This window comes from Stenomitos frigidus ULC18, from assembly GCF_003003795.1.
Lineage (GTDB): Bacteria > Cyanobacteriota > Cyanobacteriia > Leptolyngbyales > Leptolyngbyaceae > Stenomitos > Stenomitos frigidus_A.
Genome location: NZ_PVWK01000084.1, coordinates 195,271 through 212,086 on the forward strand (window position 1 = coordinate 195,271; position 16,816 = coordinate 212,086).

The window sequence follows — 16,816 nt, forward strand, 5'->3', positions numbered from 1 at the left end:
CATCAACCCTGCGACGGATTCGCTTGGCGATCGTCAATTAGTTGAGCTAGTGCTTCACTGCTGGCACGATAGACGTTACCGCAGAAATCACAGATTGCTTCTGCCCCATTGTCGCAATCGATCATATCTTGTAGTTCTGCGGTACTGAACAGGTTGAGTGCACCGAGGGCACGATCGAACGAACAGCGGCAGTGAAACCTCACAAGCTGTACTTCCGGCAAAATTTCTAGCCCCAGATCGCCCAACAGTTGTTCGAAGATAGCGGGCAGCGTCTTGCCTTCTTGCAATAAGGGTGTAAAGCCTGAGAGCGATGAAAGACGGGATTCTAGAAGTTCCACCAAGGCATCGTCGCTAGCAGCTTTGGGCAACACTTGAATCAGCAAGCCGCCAGCCGCTGTCACGCCATCGGCTTCAACAAACACTCCCAAGACGAGTGCGGACGGGGTTTGCTCTGATGTAACCAAATAATGCGTTAAATCGTCCCCAATCTCGCCAGATACCAGCTCTACAGTGCTGGAGTAGGGGTAGCCAGACCCGACATCCCTCACGACGTAAACAAAACCCTCCTGTCCGACTGCGCCACCAACATCCAGCTTTCCCTTCGCGTTAGGCGGCAGTTCTACTGTGGGTTTATCAACATAGCCGCGCACGGTGCCATCCAAACCAGCATCGATCAAAATGCCGCCTAAGGGCCCATTGCCCCGAATGCGAATATTGACCCTCGATTCAGCCCGTTTCATGCTTGATACCAAGAGCAGTCCGGCTGTCATCGTGCGCCCTAACGCTGCTGTAGCCACATAGGAAAGGTTGTGTCGACGTCTAGCTTCTTCGACCAGACGCGTTGTAATCGCTCCCACTGCCCGGATACCACCCCCAGCTGCAGTTGCGCGAATGAGCTGATCAGCCATGAAAATCCCTTACGTTTCTTAATAGTCTTCTCTATTTATTCTAAGACGCTAGAGGCTAGACGCTTGAAGAAGCCGTAGGAGCAAATAGGCAAATGCCATTTCCAGTCTCCTGCCTCTCACGTTTGGCATACTTAAGGAGTCTTCTTACGATCGCCTTTACCCAATGCTTGGTATTTTTCAGCAGAGTAGCCTCCGAATTGAAGTCGCGGCTTCAGAGCAGGTTCTACGGCAGAGCTTGACTAACTCAGCCAAATTGCAGGAGTGGTTAGCGCCAGTGCGCTTGGATCGGGGGCTATCCGAGCAACTGCAGCCAGGGCTTACGTTTACTAGTTGGGTCGGACCGATCGCCATTCAGCAGTATGTTGATCAAGTGGAATCAAACAATTTACGGCTGCTGTTGAGCAAAGGCATCGATGGCTTTCATGAATGGTATTGGGGCGATGGTTGGGTACAATCTCGCTTAGAAGGGATTTCGCTCCTGCCGTTGAACCTGGCGCAAACTGGCAGTCTGCTAAGGCTCCGACAGTTTCTCTCGGAATGAGTCGGTTTGCCTAAACATTGAAGGTATGAGCAAGCATCAAGCTTTAAGGAACTGTTAATGAAATTACTTCACGCTCTAGGCATCGCAGCTACGTTGGTCGGTACAGGGTTAGCATTGGCGATCGGTCTATCACGATCAGGCCCGATCCCCAGTGATCAAGTGGGCGCGAAAGAGCCTGAAACGGCGATCGCCCAAATGACCGCTACTCAAGCCAAAGCCACTGCACCTCCAGTCACAACGACATCCAGTGCGGCGGCGATTGCGCTAGCGAAGCATCTCAAAAGTGTAGGGGCCAAAATGTACGGAGCCTACTGGTGCCCTCACTGCCATGAGCAACTCCAGCTGTTTGGACAAAAAGCCGTGACTCAACTTCCCTACGTTGAATGCGCTGAAGACGGTAAAAATGCACGACCTGATCTCTGCAAAGCAGCAAAGATTGAAGGCTATCCTACGTGGAAAATTAAGGGCAAGACCTATGAGGGAGCCCAGGAGCTGACCGATCTAGCAAACGCCTCCACCTACAAGGGCTCGCGCAATTTCTAAAGGCTCTACCAATAATCTTGCCTGCCTAGAGGTCTAGGCCTCTGGATTGAGATTGCCCCGCACGCGGAGTCGAACCGAATCAGCATGAGAATGCAGCCCTTCGGCTTTTGCTAGAACATCGATCGCGCCTGCCACTTTTTGTAAAGCAGCCTGGGAATATTGCACCAGGCTTGAATGCTTCATAAAGGTTTCCACGCTCAGGGCTGACGCATAGCGTGCAGAACCAGAGGTTGGCAGCGTGTGGTTGGGCCCTGCCAAATAGTCTCCCACTGCTTCAGGGGTAGAACAGCCCAGAAAAATAGCTCCGGCGTGACGAATCCGGTCCAGTAGACCCCAGGGATCAGCGATTTCTAACTCCAGATGTTCAGGGGCAAATTCGTTGGACAGGTCAGCCGCATCAGCAAGCGATTCCACGACGACAACCAGACCGTAGTGCGCGATCGCCTTTTCGGTTAACAGCCGACGAGGATGGTCAATTAACTGACGTTCAACCTCATCAACGACCTTGCGTGCCAGCACCGAATCGTCCGTCAGCAGAATTGCGGCTGCCATTTGGTCGTGTTCTGCCTGTGCCAACATGTCCGCTGCCACGTGAGCGGGGTTCGCCACTTTGTCGGCAATAATCAACACTTCTGATGGACCCGCCAGGGAATCAATACCGACGGTGCCATAAACCAGCTTCTTTGCCAACGTGACGTAGATGTTGCCAGGTCCAGTAATCACATCCACTTTAGGAATGGTTTCTGTTCCGTAGGCAAGCGCTGCGATCGCCTGTGCCCCGCCAACCCGGTAGATTTCCTCGACGCCGGCTTCTTGCGCGGCTACCAGCACTGCTGGGTGAATCGTTTTCTCAGCACCCGGCGGCGTCACCATGACGATCCGAGGGACGTTGGCTACCTTTGCAGGCACGGCATTCATGAGTACAGTGCTGGGATAGGCAGCCTGCCCACCCGGCACATACAAGCCAGCGCAGTCAACAGGCGTGTAGCGCTTACCCAGCACCACATCGTCTTCGGCAAACTGCACCCAGCTCTTGGGCATACGCTGACGGTGGAACGCTTCGATCTGCCGACAGGCAAGCCTAATAGCATCCAACAGCTCCTTAGAGACCTGCTGATACGCCGCATCTAGCTCGGAACCGCTGACACGCAAATCTTCAGCTTTGAACGTTAGCCGATCAAATTCGGCAGTGTAATGCAGGACGGCTCGGTCTCCCTGTCGCTTCACAGCCTGAAGCACTTCCCGTACCGTCGCCTCTTTGTGAACGACCTGATCATCGTGAATGCGATCGCAAATCCGTCGCAATTCGGTTCGTGCCTCAGCCCGCTGAGTGATGATTCGCAGCATGGAGTAGGAATGCCAGTCTTAAGAGATTGCCTAGTGAGAACAGAAGTCAATCAGCATCGCGGAAACCGTGGATAGCGGATGCATCTGTAATCGCTACTCTAGCTTAACCTGGATTTTTTGGGGATCGCGTTATCATTAAGAGGAGATGCTATAGTTATTTGTCTAGCGTCTAGCACGTTCGTTCAAGTCATATCCAATAGAAGAGTTCTCGGGATTTACTGTGGCTAATATTAAGTCTGCCATTAAGCGCGTTGAAATTGCCGAACGCAATCGGCTACGGAATAAAAGCTACAAGTCAGCGGTTAAAACACTGACTAAGAAGTATCTTGCTGTGGTAAGCAAGTACGCGGCAAGCCCCAGCTCTGAGCTAGAGCAAGAAGTTCAGAAAAGTCAGGCTGCGGCGTATAGCAAGATTGATAAAGCGATCAAGCGGGGTGCACTGCATCCAAATACTGGCGCACGCAAGAAGTCGCTCATAGCGCGGGCGTTGAAGAAACATGAAGCACCCCAGTCAGTGTCTTGAAGATTAGATTTCGGGTTTCAGGTGTTGATTGACAGCTAAGTAGTCTTGTTTAGCTGTTTTTTGCCCGGCCGTTAGCCCTAATTTTTACGCTCATGACGCTAATTGATACTCATGTCCATATCAATTTCGACTCGTTTCAGTCAGACATTGATGCGGTTGCATCTCGTTGGCGTGAAGCTGGTGTCGTACGTCTGGTTCATTCTTGTGTTGAGCCCTCGGAGTTCCCAGTAATCCAAGCCTTGGCAGATCGCTTTCCAGAGCTTTTCTTTGCTGTGGGCTTGCATCCACTTGATGTCGAAGAAAAGTGGCTATTTACGTCTGCCGACGAGATTTCAGCTCTTGCTCAGTCTGATGCGCGAGTCGTTGCGATCGGTGAGATGGGATTGGACTTCTTTAAGGCAAGCAATTACGAGCAGCAGCAACAAGCTTTTGAAGCGCAGCTTTTGATTGCTCGGCAGCTAGATCTTCCAGTGATTATCCACTGCCGTGACGCTGCCGAGCCGATGGCAAGCAGTCTGCAACGCTTTTGGTGTCAGCATGGTTCTGTAAGTGGTGTCATGCACTGCTGGGGGGGGACTCCAGAAGAAACCCAATGGTTCCTCGATTTGGGCTTTTTGATTAGCTTTAGCGGGACGGTGACGTTTCCAAAGGCGACTCAAATTCATGAGTCGGCAAAAATGGTGCCGAGCGATCGCTTGCTCATTGAGACTGATTGCCCTTTTTTGGCACCTGTGCCTAAACGCGGTAAGCGAAACGAGCCTGCTTACGTACAATACGTGGCCGAGCAAGTTGCCCAGTTGCGACAAATATCATTGGATGAGCTCGCGGTGCGAACCACCCAAAATGCTTGTAATCTGTTTCGTTTACCGAAGCCTGACCTTTCCCCTTCTGTAAGCCAGGTGCCCTTGTCGCTGTGTTGATAGAGAGAATCGTCCGTGGCACTGTTGACTGAGTTGCCAATTTTTGCTATTGATTAGCCCACAAAGTGAGTTTCTCTGCGCCATAATGAATGAAGGCTTGTATATTGAATGACTAATTGCTTTGATCGATCGCGCTTTCCGCTACTGGAGTAATTGTGTTTGAGCGGATGCGCCATTACAGCTTGTTTGATGCGTTCACTGAACGATGCACGATTCGCGTTTATCAATCATCTATGGGAGACTGCCCTGAACTGTCAACCGCCGATTTAACTGAATAATTTGACTCTTGGGTTCTTGGTGGAACCCAGGCATTTTGTATTGACGTTTTTGTACAAACCACGTAAAATCTGGGATTCGCGCTGGGCGTGACCCCTTTGAGGAGACGCATGACTGAGCAGATTTATACCCCCCCCGCCTTTACGTTACCAGACCTAGTTGAAATTCAGCGGGCAAGCTTCCGTTGGTTTCTTGAAGAAGGTCTGATCGAAGAGCTCGATAGCTTCTCCCCGATTACCGACTATACGGGCAAGCTGGAGCTGCACTTCTTGGGCAAAGACTATAAGTTAAAGCGCCCCAAATATGATGTTGACGAAGCAAAGCGGCGGGACAGTACCTATGCCGTTCAAATGTATGTTCCTACTCGTCTGATCAACAAAGAGACGGGCGAAATTAAGGAGCAAGAAGTTTTTATTGGTGATTTGCCCTTAATGACCGATCGTGGCACGTTCATCATTAACGGTGCTGAGCGCGTCATCGTAAACCAGATCGTGCGTAGCCCCGGTGTTTATTACAAGTCAGAAACGGACAAGAACGGTCGCCGCACCTACAACGCCAGCTTAATTCCTAATCGGGGTGCCTGGCTTAAGTTTGAAACCGATAAGAACGACCTGGTTTGGGTTCGGATTGACAAGACGCGTAAACTGTCGGCCCAAGTCTTGCTGAAAGCGCTCGGTCTGAGCGATGGCGAAATTTTCGATGCGCTGCGCCACCCTGAATACTTTCAGAAGACGATCGAGAAAGAAGGACAGTTCGGCGAAGAAGAAGCGCTGATGGAGCTGTACCGCAAGCTGCGTCCTGGTGAGCCGCCAACGGTTTCTGGTGGGCAGCAGCTACTTGATTCTCGCTTTTTTGATCCAAAGCGCTATGACTTGGGTAAAGTCGGTCGTTATAAGCTCAATAAGAAGCTGCGGCTGAACGTACCAGAACCCACTCGTGTATTGACAGCGCAAGATATTCTGGCGGCGATCGACTACTTGATCAACCTGGAATTTGACATCGGCAGCATCGATGACATTGACCATTTGGGTAACCGTCGCGTGCGATCAGTTGGCGAACTGCTGCAAAACCAGGTGCGGGTTGGTCTTAACCGATTGGAGCGCATTATCCGTGAGCGGATGACGGTGTCGGATGCGGAGTCCCTGACCCCCGCGTCGTTGGTCAACCCGAAGCCTCTGGTCGCAGCCATCAAGGAATTTTTTGGTTCCTCTCAGCTCTCTCAGTTCATGGATCAAACGAATCCATTGGCAGAGCTAACCCACAAGCGGCGTCTCAGCGCTCTTGGTCCGGGTGGTCTGACACGAGAACGTGCTGGCTTCGCGGTACGGGATATTCACCCCTCTCACTATGGTCGTATCTGTCCGATCGAAACGCCAGAAGGACCAAACGCAGGACTGATTGGTTCTCTCGCAACCCATGCGCGGGTAAATGCCTATGGCTTCATTGAAACACCGTTCTATCCAGTTGAAGCGGGGCGTGTCGTTAAAGATCGTCCTCCTGTTTACATGACGGCTGATGAAGAAGATGATCTACGCGTTGCAGCTGGCGACGTCACGATGGACGAAGCGGGCAATATTCTCGGCGAAACAGTGCCTGTGCGCTATCGACAAGAGTTCACCACCACAACGCGGGAAGAGGTAGATTATGTCGCTGTTTCACCCGTGCAGATTATTTCTGTGGCGACATCGTTAATTCCGTTCTTGGAGCACGACGATGCGAACCGAGCGCTAATGGGTTCGAACATGCAACGTCAAGCGGTGCCACTCTTGCGCCCTGAGCGTCCTTTAGTTGGCACTGGCTTGGAAGCGCAAGCAGCACGCGACTCTGGGATGGTCATTGTGAGTCGTACTGATGGTGAAGTGACCTATGTGTCCGCTGATCGGCTACAGGTACGCAATCCTGAAGGGCGCGAAATTGAGTACCAGTTACAGAAGTATCAGCGTTCTAACCAGGATACTTGCTTAAATCAGCGTCCGATCGTGTTCGTTGGCGACAAAGTGGTGACTGGTCAGGTGCTGGCTGATGGCTCTGCAACTGAGAAAGGTGAGTTGGCACTGGGTCAAAACATCCTGGTTGCCTACATGCCATGGGAAGGCTACAACTACGAGGATGCCATCCTGATCTGCGAACGCCTGGTTTCCAACGATACCTACACCTCGATCCACATTGAAAAATTTGAGATTGAGGCACGCCAAACCAAGCTCGGCCCCGAAGAAATTACCCGTGAAATTCCGAACGTCGGTGAAGATTCTCTACGCCAGTTGGACGAGACGGGCATCATTCGCATCGGTGCCTGGGTGGAAGCGGGTGATATCCTGGTCGGTAAAGTGACACCCAAGGGTGAATCTGACCAACCGCCTGAAGAAAAGTTGCTGCGTGCCATCTTTGGCGAAAAAGCGAGAGATGTGCGCGATAACTCCTTGCGTGTGCCTAACGGTGAGAAAGGTCGAGTCGTAGACGTGCGTGTGTTCACCCGCGAACAAGGAGATGAACTGCCGCCTGGAGCGAACATGGTGGTACGGGTCTACGTCGCGCAGAAGCGCAAGATTCAGGTTGGGGATAAGATGGCGGGTCGCCACGGAAACAAGGGTATTATTTCCCGCATCCTGCCGACTGAAGACATGCCTTACTTGCCGGATGGCACTCCTGTAGATATTGTGCTGAATCCTCTGGGTGTACCGTCCCGGATGAATGTAGGCCAGGTCTACGAGTGCTTGCTGGGCTGGGCTGGGGAGAATCTGGATGTGCGATTCAAAGTCGTGCCGTTTGATGAAATGCACGGGGAAGAAAAGTCGCGCGAGACGGTTCACGGCAAGCTGAATGAAGCCAGCGAGATTCTGGCAAAGGACTGGCTCTTTGACCCAGACAATGCGGGCAAAACGCTGGTCTATGACGGGCGTACGGGTGAGGCGTTCGATCGCCCCATCACCGTTGGCAAAGCCTACATGCTGAAGCTCGTTCACCTGGTGGATGACAAGATTCACGCTCGTTCGACTGGCCCGTACTCACTGGTGACCCAGCAGCCGTTGGGTGGTAAGGCGCAGCAAGGTGGTCAGCGCTTTGGTGAAATGGAAGTGTGGGCACTAGAAGCGTTTGGTGCCGCTTATACGCTGCAAGAGTTGCTGACTGTGAAGTCGGATGATATGCAGGGACGTAATGAAGCGTTGAATGCGATCGTCAAAGGTAAAGCAATTCCCCGACCGGGAACACCAGAATCCTTCAAAGTGCTGATGCGAGAGCTGCAGTCTCTCTGCTTAGACGTTGCGGTGCACAAACTCGACACTAGAGAAGATGGCACCAGTCGCGATAGTGAGGTCGACTTGATGGCAGATGTTAGCAGCCGTCGTGCACCCTCCCGACCAACCTATGAGTCTATTTCGCGCGATGAGATCGACGAAAGTGACGAATAACTAGGGTGTCAGGTATTGGGTTTCCAGAATGGGAGGACGGACTATTCTCCCATTCTGGAAACTCAAACTTCTCTCTTAATGCATGAAATCTTTGTCGCCACAGTAAAGAAGGAAAGACACGATGCCAAAGCTAGAGCAGCGGTTTGACTACGTGAAGATTGGTCTGGCATCTCCAGAACGGATTCGTCAGTGGGGAGAACGTACCCTACCGAATGGACAGGTGGTTGGTGAAGTAACCAAGCCAGAAACAATCAACTACCGGACGCTGAAGCCTGAAATGGACGGGCTTTTCTGCGAACGGATTTTTGGTCCTGCGAAGGATTGGGAATGCCACTGCGGCAAATACAAGCGAGTGCGCCATCGGGGTATTGTCTGCGAACGCTGTGGTGTAGAGGTAACAGAATCTCGCGTGCGGCGGCATCGCATGGGATATATCAAGCTGGCAGCTCCGGTTGCCCATGTTTGGTATCTCAAAGGCATTCCCAGCTATATGGCAATCTTGTTAGACATGCCGTTACGGGATGTTGAGCAGATCGTCTACTTCAACGCCTATGTGGTGTTGACCCCTGGCAATGCGGAAAATCTCACCTACAAGCAACTGCTGACTGAAGATCAGTGGATTGAAATTGAGGACGAACTCTACAGCGAAGACTCGAAGTTGTCAGGTATTGAGGTTGGTATTGGTGCGGAAGCGTTGCAGCGCCTCTTGCAAGATATCGAGCTTGAAAAAGAAGCGGAGCAACTGCGTGAGGAAATTGCGACCTCTAAAGGACAAAAGCGAGCCAAGCTGATCAAGCGCCTTCGGGTCATTGACAACTTCATTGCAACCGGCTCCCAACCTGACTGGATGGTGCTGTCAGTGATTCCTGTGATTCCACCTGATCTTCGCCCCATGGTGCAGTTGGACGGTGGACGGTTTGCGACCTCGGACTTGAATGATTTGTATCGTCGGGTAATTAACCGGAACAACCGTTTGGCGCGCTTGCAAGAAATTCTGGCTCCCGAAATCATTGTTCGCAACGAGAAGCGGATGCTTCAGGAAGCAGTGGATGCGTTGATCGATAACGGTCGTCGTGGCCGCACGGTGGTTGGCGCGAACAATCGCCCTCTGAAATCGCTCTCCGATATCATTGAAGGGAAGCAGGGACGGTTCCGCCAAAACCTGTTGGGTAAACGGGTGGACTACTCTGGTCGTTCTGTCATCGTGGTGGGCCCCAAGCTCAAAATTCATCAGTGTGGATTGCCCAGGGAAATGGCGATCGAGCTCTTCCAGCCCTTTGTGATTCATCGCCTGATTCGTCAAGGCTTGGTCAACAACATCAAAGCCGCGAAGAAGCTGATTCAGCGGAACGATCCCACTGTTTGGGATGTGTTGGAAGAGGTTATCGACGGGCATCCCGTGCTACTCAACCGGGCACCCACACTTCACCGTTTGGGGATTCAAGCCTTCGAGCCCATTCTGGTTGAAGGACGTGCGATTCAGCTCCATCCGTTAGTTTGCCCAGCCTTCAACGCTGACTTTGACGGCGACCAAATGGCGGTACATGTGCCGCTGTCGATCGAATCCCAGGCCGAAGCACGCTTGCTGATGTTGGCATCGAATAATATCTTATCGCCAGCAACGGGACGTCCAATCATTACGCCTAGCCAAGACATGGTCTTGGGCTGCTATTACCTGACGGCAGAAAACCCTGGTGCAGAGACGGGCATCAACCGCTACTTCTCTAGTCTGGATGATGCCATTACAGCGTATGAACAAAAGCAGGTGGATCTTCACGCTCATGTCTGGGTGCGCTTTGATGGGGACGTGGAAACGGATGAAGCGGACACTGAAGTGGTAGAAGAGCAGACGTCAGAAGATGGCGTCGTCACCAGGCTCTACAAGTTCCGTCGCTCACGGCATGATGCTGACGGCAATCTGCTGTCTCAATATATTCAGACAACTCCGGGACGGATCATCTACAACAAAGCGATCCAGGATGCTTTGGCGGTTTAAGGCAGTTTTAGATTAGTGATTTTAGAGCGTGGCGTTGGGCAATCATGCCGATCGCGATGCTCTGAAATCGAACATTCATTCATGGGAGAGGCGGGGTAACTCATGGTAGAGCAAAATAACCAACCAGTTTTTCGTAACCGTGTTGTGGATAAGGGGCAACTGCGAAAGTTGATTTCCTGGGCATTCACCACGTATGGCTCGGCTCGCACCGCTCAGATGGCGGATCAACTGAAAGATTTGGGCTTTCGCTATGCCACCAGAGCAGGCGTTTCGATTAGCGTCGATGACCTGCAAATTCCTCCCAGCAAGCGCAAGCTGTTAGAGGCGGCCGAAGAAACCATTCGCGCCACTGAAGAACGCTATACGCGGGGTGAAATCACTGAAGTTGAGCGCTTCCAAAAGGTGATTGATACCTGGAACGGTGCCAGTGAAGAGCTGAAAGATGAGGTTGTACGCCACTTTCGATCGAATAATCCGCTCAACTCAGTCTATATGATGGCGTTCTCCGGCGCACGGGGAAACATCTCTCAGGTGCGTCAGCTGGTTGGGATGCGGGGCCTGATGGCCGATCCTCAAGGTGAGATTATTGACTTGCCCATTAAGACGAACTTCCGCGAAGGGCTAACAGTTACTGAGTACATCATCTCATCGTATGGTGCTCGTAAGGGCTTGGTTGATACCGCCCTGCGGACGGCCGACTCGGGGTACCTTACTCGTCGACTCGTCGACGTTTCTCAAGATGTCATCATCCGCGAGTTGGATTGCGGCACCCAGCGCGGCATCCCGGTGCGGAGCATGATGGATGGCGATCGCGTCCTCATCCCGCTGAAAAATCGTCTACTCGGTCGGGTTGCAGCCGAACCCATGGTTGATCCTGCGACAGGCGAAGTGATTGTGGAACGCAATCAATCCATTACGGATGAAATGGCTGACCACATCGGTAGAGCGAAGCTGGAGGAAGTGATTGTTCGTTCGCCGCTGACCTGTGAAGCTACGCGATCGGTCTGTCAACATTGCTATGGCTGGAGTCTGGCCCATGCCCATATGGTTGATATCGGTGAAGCAGTGGGGATTATTGCCGCGCAGTCGATCGGTGAGCCGGGTACCCAGCTGACGATGCGCACCTTCCATACGGGTGGTGTGTTTACAGGTGAAATGGCGCGTCAGGAAAAAGCTCAGTTTGATGGCACGCTGAAGTTTCCCAAGAAGCTGAGGATTCGACCCTATCGGACTCGTCACGGTGAAGATGCTTACACCGTTGAGTCGGTGGAAGCCAGTTCCAAATTGACCTTAGAAGCGAAAGATGGTCGGCAGCAGACGTTTTCAGTACTGCAGGGCGCAACGCTACTGGTCAAAGACGGCCAGAAAGTTAAAGAAGGACAAATTCTAGCCGAAGTCCCTCTCACCGGACGGGCGCGCAAAACCACTGAGAAAGCGGCTAAGGACGTTGCGTCCGACATGGCGGGTGAAGTTCAGTTTGCTGATCTCGTGCCGGAAGAGAAAAAAGACCGTCAAGGTAACACGACCCGCATCGCGCAGCGCGGTGGCCTGGTCTGGATTCGCTCTGGTGAAGTGTATAACCTTCCCCCTGGTGCTGAGCCGATCGTCAAGAACGGCGATCGCATTGATGCCAACGGTGTTATTGCCGAAACCAAACTCGTTACCGAACATGGCGGCGTGGTGCGGTTACCTGCTGATGCGGATGGCAAGGGCGGACGAGAAGTAGAAATCATCACTGCGTCTGTCTTGCTGGATGAAGCAAAAGTGCGGGCAGAGAGCTTTCAAGGGCGCGACCATTACCTGATTGAGACTAACTACAATCAGCTCTTCTCGCTCAAAGCGACGCCTGGAACCAAAGTTACCAACAATCAGGTCGTTGCAGAACTGATTGACGACCACTATCGCACCCAAACGGGCGGCATCATCAAATACTCTGGTGTTGAAGTTGCCAAACGCGGTAAGGCAAAGCAAGGCTACGAGGTGGTTAAAGGCGGCACGCTGCTATGGATTCCAGAAGAAGCCCACGAAGTCAACAAAGACATTTCACTCTTGATGGTGGAAGACGGTCAATACGTCGAAGCGGGCACTGAGGTTGTAAAAGACATTTTCTGCCAGAGCAACGGGGTCGTTGAAGTCACTCAAAAGAATGACATCCTGCGCGAAATTGTCGTCAAACCAGGCGACCTCCATATGGTGGATAACCTGGATGACATCATCACCAAGGAAAGCATTCTGGTGAACCCTGGTCAAACCGTTATGGCAGGGTTGACGGTGGATGAGCTGCGTTACGTCGAGTATGTGGAAACGCCTGAAGGCCCAGCCCTACTGCTGCGCCCAGTCACCGAATTTACCGTGCCCGACGAGCCCTCAGTGCCCAGTCAGGAGTCGGCGAATGAGGAATCGGGTCGATCGATTCGCTTGCGGGCTGTGCAACGTCTGCCTTACAAAGATGGTGAGCGGGTCAAATCCGTTGAAGGTCTAGAGTTACTGAAGATTCAGCTTGTGCTGGAGATCGGTCAGGACGCCCCTCAGCTTGCTGCTGACATTGAGCTTGTGCCTGACGAAACAGACTCGGAAACGATGCGTTTACAGTTGGTTATCCTAGAATCGCTGGTGATCCGTCGTGATATTGCGGCTGATCCAACCCAGGGCCCGACGAAGACTCGTGTGCTCGTGAAAGACGGTGACCAAATTGCACCCGGAGCGGTGGTCGCCCGTACCGAAATTCTGTGTAAAGAAGCGGGTGAAGTACAGGGGATTCGTGAGGCGGCCGAAGCCATCCGCCGAATTCTGGTGGTACGGCCTGCGGACATGATTACGGTAACGACCAAGGGCAAACCACCGACTGTGAAGGTTGGCGATCTGCTCGTTGCAGGGTCTGACCTTGCCCCTGGAGTTGCGTTGCAGGAATCAGGTCAGATTGTCAGCGTTGGGGATGCTGAAGTTACCCTCCGCCACGCCCGCCCGTATCGGGTGTCGCCCGGCGCCGTCCTTCATATTGATGACGGCGACCTGGTGCAGCGGGGTGACAACCTGGTCATCCTGGTGTTTGAGCGCACGAAGACGGGAGACATCATCCAGGGTCTGCCTCGGATTGAAGAACTGCTGGAAGCGCGTAAACCCAAAGAGGCTTGCGTCTTGGCGGCACGACCAGGGACTGCTCAAGTGGTCTACGGTGACGACGATTCGGTGAAGGTCAAGGTGATTGAAACCGATGGCGTGATTGCTGAGTATCTCATTGGACCCGGACAAAACGTGATTGTGTCGGATGGTCAGGAGGTTCTGGCAGCTGAGCCGCTTACCGACGGTCCCGCCAACCCTCACGAAATTTTGGAGGTCTTCTTCAAATACCGTCGGGAAACCGATGGGGTACATGATGCGGCTCTGGTCAGCTTACAAATGGTGCAGACGTTCCTGGTGAACGAGGTGCAGTCGGTGTATCAGTCTCAAGGGGTTGATATTTCGGACAAACACATCGAAGTGGTCGTGCGTCAGATGACCTCTAAAGCACGGGTGGATGACGGTGGTGACACAACCATGCTGCCCGGCGAACTGGTGGAGCTGTATCAGGTGGAGCAAGTCAACGAAGCGATGGCAATTACAGGCGGCGCACCAGCGGAATATACGCCCGTGCTGCTGGGTATCACCAAAGCCTCGCTAAACACCGACAGCTTTATCTCAGCGGCCAGCTTCCAGGAAACCACACGGGTGCTGACTGAAGCGGCGATCGAAGGCAAGTCTGATTGGCTACGGGGCCTGAAGGAAAACGTGATCATTGGACGCCTGATTCCTGCGGGTACAGGGTTTAATGCCTACGAAGAGCAGAGTAGTCCCGATGTGGATCTCTCCTACGATGGCATTGGCGTGTTTGATGATGATGCGGATCTGAAGGACGTTGTGCTAGACGATCGCACCGCTCGTTCGTATGGGTTAGACAGTTTTGATGAACGTCCTACCTACACCTTCGACAACTTTGGCGTGCCTGCCGTTGATGCCGAGCCGTTCTCACCCATCCTGGAAGACGACGACTTAATCAGCGATGACGTTGATGAGGTCGATGACGTGGACGATATCGATGTGGACGATGCATAACGCTTGGGTGTAAACACACTCAAGCTGTGACAAAGGCGCGGGTAACCGCGCCTTTGTGGCGTTTAAACTGGTAAACGGCGCATCGATTTAACAAGGGAAAGAAGCGGGGTCCGGCGTATGATGAGTCCTGGAGATCGGGTGGCCATACTGCTGCATGATGGCGTTCTGGGTGCACAAGGCAAAACGGGGCTGGCAATGTTGCGCTATAGCGATGCAGCGATCGTGGCGGTGATCGATCGCGCCACGGCTGGTCAGCCGCTCCCTGAGCTAACCAACATTCCGCGACAAGTCCCGATTGTTGACTCGGTGGCAGCGGCACTTCTCTATAAACCGACGGTGCTGGTGATTGGTATTGCGCTGCTAGGCGGCATTTTACCCGCCGATTGGCAGGATGATGTGCAGCAGGCGATCGCGTCTGGGCTGTCGATCGTCAACGGTCTGCATACGCCCTTAAACCGTGATCCGGCACTTCAAGCCTTACTCAAACCGGGACAGTGGATCTGGGACGTGCGGCAAGAGCCACCGGGTTTGACGGTTGGCACGGGACAGGCACGGCAACTCTCCTGTCTGCGGGTGCTCACAGTCGGTACCGATATGAGCGTTGGCAAGATGTCAACCAGCCTGGAACTGCACCGTGCGTCCCTCAAACGTGGCTTGAGATCGGCGTTTCTGGCATCCGGTCAGGCGGGGATGATGATTGCGGGGCCTGGCATCCCGCTGGATGCGATCAGGGTAGATTTTGCAGCCGGAGCGGTGGAACAGCTTGTTTTGCAGGCGAGTGGCGATCGCGATATTTTGCACCTTGAAGGACAGGGTTCTCTATTGCATCCGGCATCGACGGCAACGTTGCCCTTGATGCGGGGTAGCCAACCAACCCATCTGGTGCTGGTGCATCGAGCGGGGCAGACCCACAGCCGCAATGCTCCCGCTTTTAAAATTCCACCGTTGCCGGATGTGGTGCAGCTCTATGAAGCGGTAGTAGCAGCAGCGGGAGCATTTACACCTGCACGGGTGGCTGCGATCGCACTGAACACGGCCCATTTAGACGAGCATGAGGCTCGACAGGCGATCGACCAGGTACAGCAGGATACACATCTGCCCTGTACTGATCCAGTGCGGTTAGGCGCGCAGCCGTTGTTAGATGCCATCGTAGACCAGCGTCAAGTGTGAGGGCAATCGTGCGTCAAAGAACATCGTTGGACGATTTGACCTCAAAGCAGGTCATTGGATTCGAACCAACGATATTCACCTTGTAATGATGATGTTCTGCCACTGAACGATACCCACAGGAGAAGGGAGGAGTGATGAAAGGCAGGGCTGCGAAATACTTTGGCGTACGTTTCACAGAGCGATGATCGATCGCGCTTGGCTCTACGAAGGGCATTGCGATCGCAATCCTCCACCCCTCATCCCTCCCTTTTTGGACTCTTGCTGTGACTTTTTAGACTCTTGCTGTGACTGCCAGCTTGTACCGATCGCCCACCGCTTTCCAGTTGACGACATTCCACCAGGCTTGCAGGTAGTCAGCGCGACGGTTTTGGTAGAGCAGATAGTAAGCGTGTTCCCAAACGTCGTTGCCCAGAATGGGATAGAGTCCATCTGTCAAGGGATTGTCTTGATTGGTGGTGCTGGTGATTTGGAGCTTGCCCTCTTTGGTGCGTACAAGCCACGCCCAGCCGCTACCGAAACGCTTGGTGCCAGCTTCGTTGAACTGCTTCTGGAACTCAGCGAAACTGCCAAAGTTTTTTTGAATGGCTGTTGCGAGTTCACCCGTGGGTTCGCCGCCTGCTTTGGGACCCATGATTGACCAAAACATGGTGTGGTTGACGTGTCCACCACCATTGTTGCGGATGCTGGTACGCACATCTTCGGGCACGCGATTGAGATTACGAAGGAGGTCTTCAGCGGTTTTGCCCTGAAGTTGGGGATATCTCTCGACCGCCGCATTCAAGCCTTTGACGTAAGCAGCGTGATGCTTATCGTGGTGGAACTGCATCGTTCGTTCATCAATATGCGGTTCCAAAGCGTTGTACGCATAGGGAAGCGGCGGCAACGTAAAAGCGGCTTGAGCGGCTGGCTTTTCAGGAGACTCGGCTGCCCAGGTGAAACCGGGGGCATAGATACCTGCAGCGATCGCCCCTGTACCTGCGCCTAGCAAGCTCAAAAAGTGACGACGATTCAATGTCATGGCGGTAAATCCTCATACTCTGAAACACTGTATTGCAATGATTGCAGCGCACAAGGATTATGTCATGACTAC

Annotated in this window: 9 protein-coding genes, 1 tRNA gene and 1 pseudogene; 7 read left to right on the plus strand and 4 right to left on the minus strand. The window is 53.0% G+C overall.

Going from position 1 to position 16,816, the window contains the following annotated elements; all coding sequences use genetic code 11:
- Positions 1-2: 2 nt before the first annotated feature.
- Entirely contained in the window at positions 3-908 is a 906-nt protein-coding gene (hslO, locus tag C7B82_RS16075) for an Hsp33 family molecular chaperone HslO (protein ID WP_106257295.1), read from the minus strand.
- 163 nt (positions 909-1,071) lie between these two features.
- Between hslO and C7B82_RS16080 the strand changes: the two genes are divergently transcribed.
- Positions 1,072-1,449, plus strand: coding sequence for a hypothetical protein (locus tag C7B82_RS16080; RefSeq protein ID WP_106257296.1), 378 nt, complete (start codon positions 1,072-1,074; stop codon positions 1,447-1,449).
- Between the two features lie 57 nt (positions 1,450-1,506).
- The gene (locus tag C7B82_RS16085) at positions 1,507-1,992 is read left to right on the plus strand and encodes a thioredoxin domain-containing protein (RefSeq protein WP_106257297.1); all 486 of its coding nucleotides are present in this window, start codon (positions 1,507-1,509) and stop codon (positions 1,990-1,992) included.
- A gap of 33 nt (positions 1,993-2,025) precedes the next feature.
- Here the strand turns inward: C7B82_RS16085 and hisD are convergent, their stop codons facing one another.
- Positions 2,026-3,339: a histidinol dehydrogenase gene (gene hisD, locus C7B82_RS16090; RefSeq protein ID WP_106257298.1), complete on the minus strand. Its 1,314-nt coding sequence runs from the start codon at positions 3,337-3,339 to the stop codon at positions 2,026-2,028.
- A 220-nt stretch (positions 3,340-3,559) separates the two neighbouring features.
- Here hisD and rpsT point away from each other — a divergent pair, with 220 nt between their 5' ends.
- From rpsT to C7B82_RS16120, 5 genes and pseudogenes are all read left to right on the plus strand, one after another.
- Entirely contained in the window at positions 3,560-3,862 is a 303-nt protein-coding gene (gene rpsT / locus C7B82_RS16095) for a 30S ribosomal protein S20 (RefSeq protein ID WP_106257299.1), read from the plus strand.
- A gap of 92 nt (positions 3,863-3,954) precedes the next feature.
- On the plus strand, positions 3,955-4,782 hold the full coding sequence (locus C7B82_RS16100; RefSeq protein WP_106257300.1) for a TatD family hydrolase: 828 nt from the start codon (positions 3,955-3,957) through the stop codon (positions 4,780-4,782).
- A gap of 386 nt (positions 4,783-5,168) precedes the next feature.
- Positions 5,169-8,468 carry a DNA-directed RNA polymerase subunit beta gene (gene rpoB / locus C7B82_RS16105; protein WP_106257301.1) on the plus strand — a complete coding sequence of 1,100 codons (3,300 nt, stop codon included), beginning with the start codon at positions 5,169-5,171 and terminating at the stop codon, positions 8,466-8,468.
- A gap of 121 nt (positions 8,469-8,589) precedes the next feature.
- Positions 8,590-14,556 (plus strand): annotated as a pseudogene (locus tag C7B82_RS16115) (DNA-directed RNA polymerase subunit beta').
- 117 nt (positions 14,557-14,673) lie between these two features.
- Positions 14,674-15,726: an N-acetyltransferase DgcN family protein gene (locus C7B82_RS16120; protein WP_106257304.1), complete on the plus strand. Its 1,053-nt coding sequence runs from the start codon at positions 14,674-14,676 to the stop codon at positions 15,724-15,726.
- A gap of 45 nt (positions 15,727-15,771) precedes the next feature.
- Here C7B82_RS16120 and C7B82_RS16125 read toward each other — a convergent pair.
- Both C7B82_RS16125 and C7B82_RS16130 read right to left on the minus strand, forming a co-directional pair.
- Positions 15,772-15,843: transfer RNA gene (locus tag C7B82_RS16125), tRNA-Val, on the minus strand.
- A gap of 154 nt (positions 15,844-15,997) precedes the next feature.
- A complete protein-coding gene (locus tag C7B82_RS16130; RefSeq protein WP_106257305.1) occupies positions 15,998-16,744 on the minus strand; it encodes a superoxide dismutase in 747 nt (248 codons plus the stop codon).
- Positions 16,745-16,816: the final 72 nt, after the last annotated feature.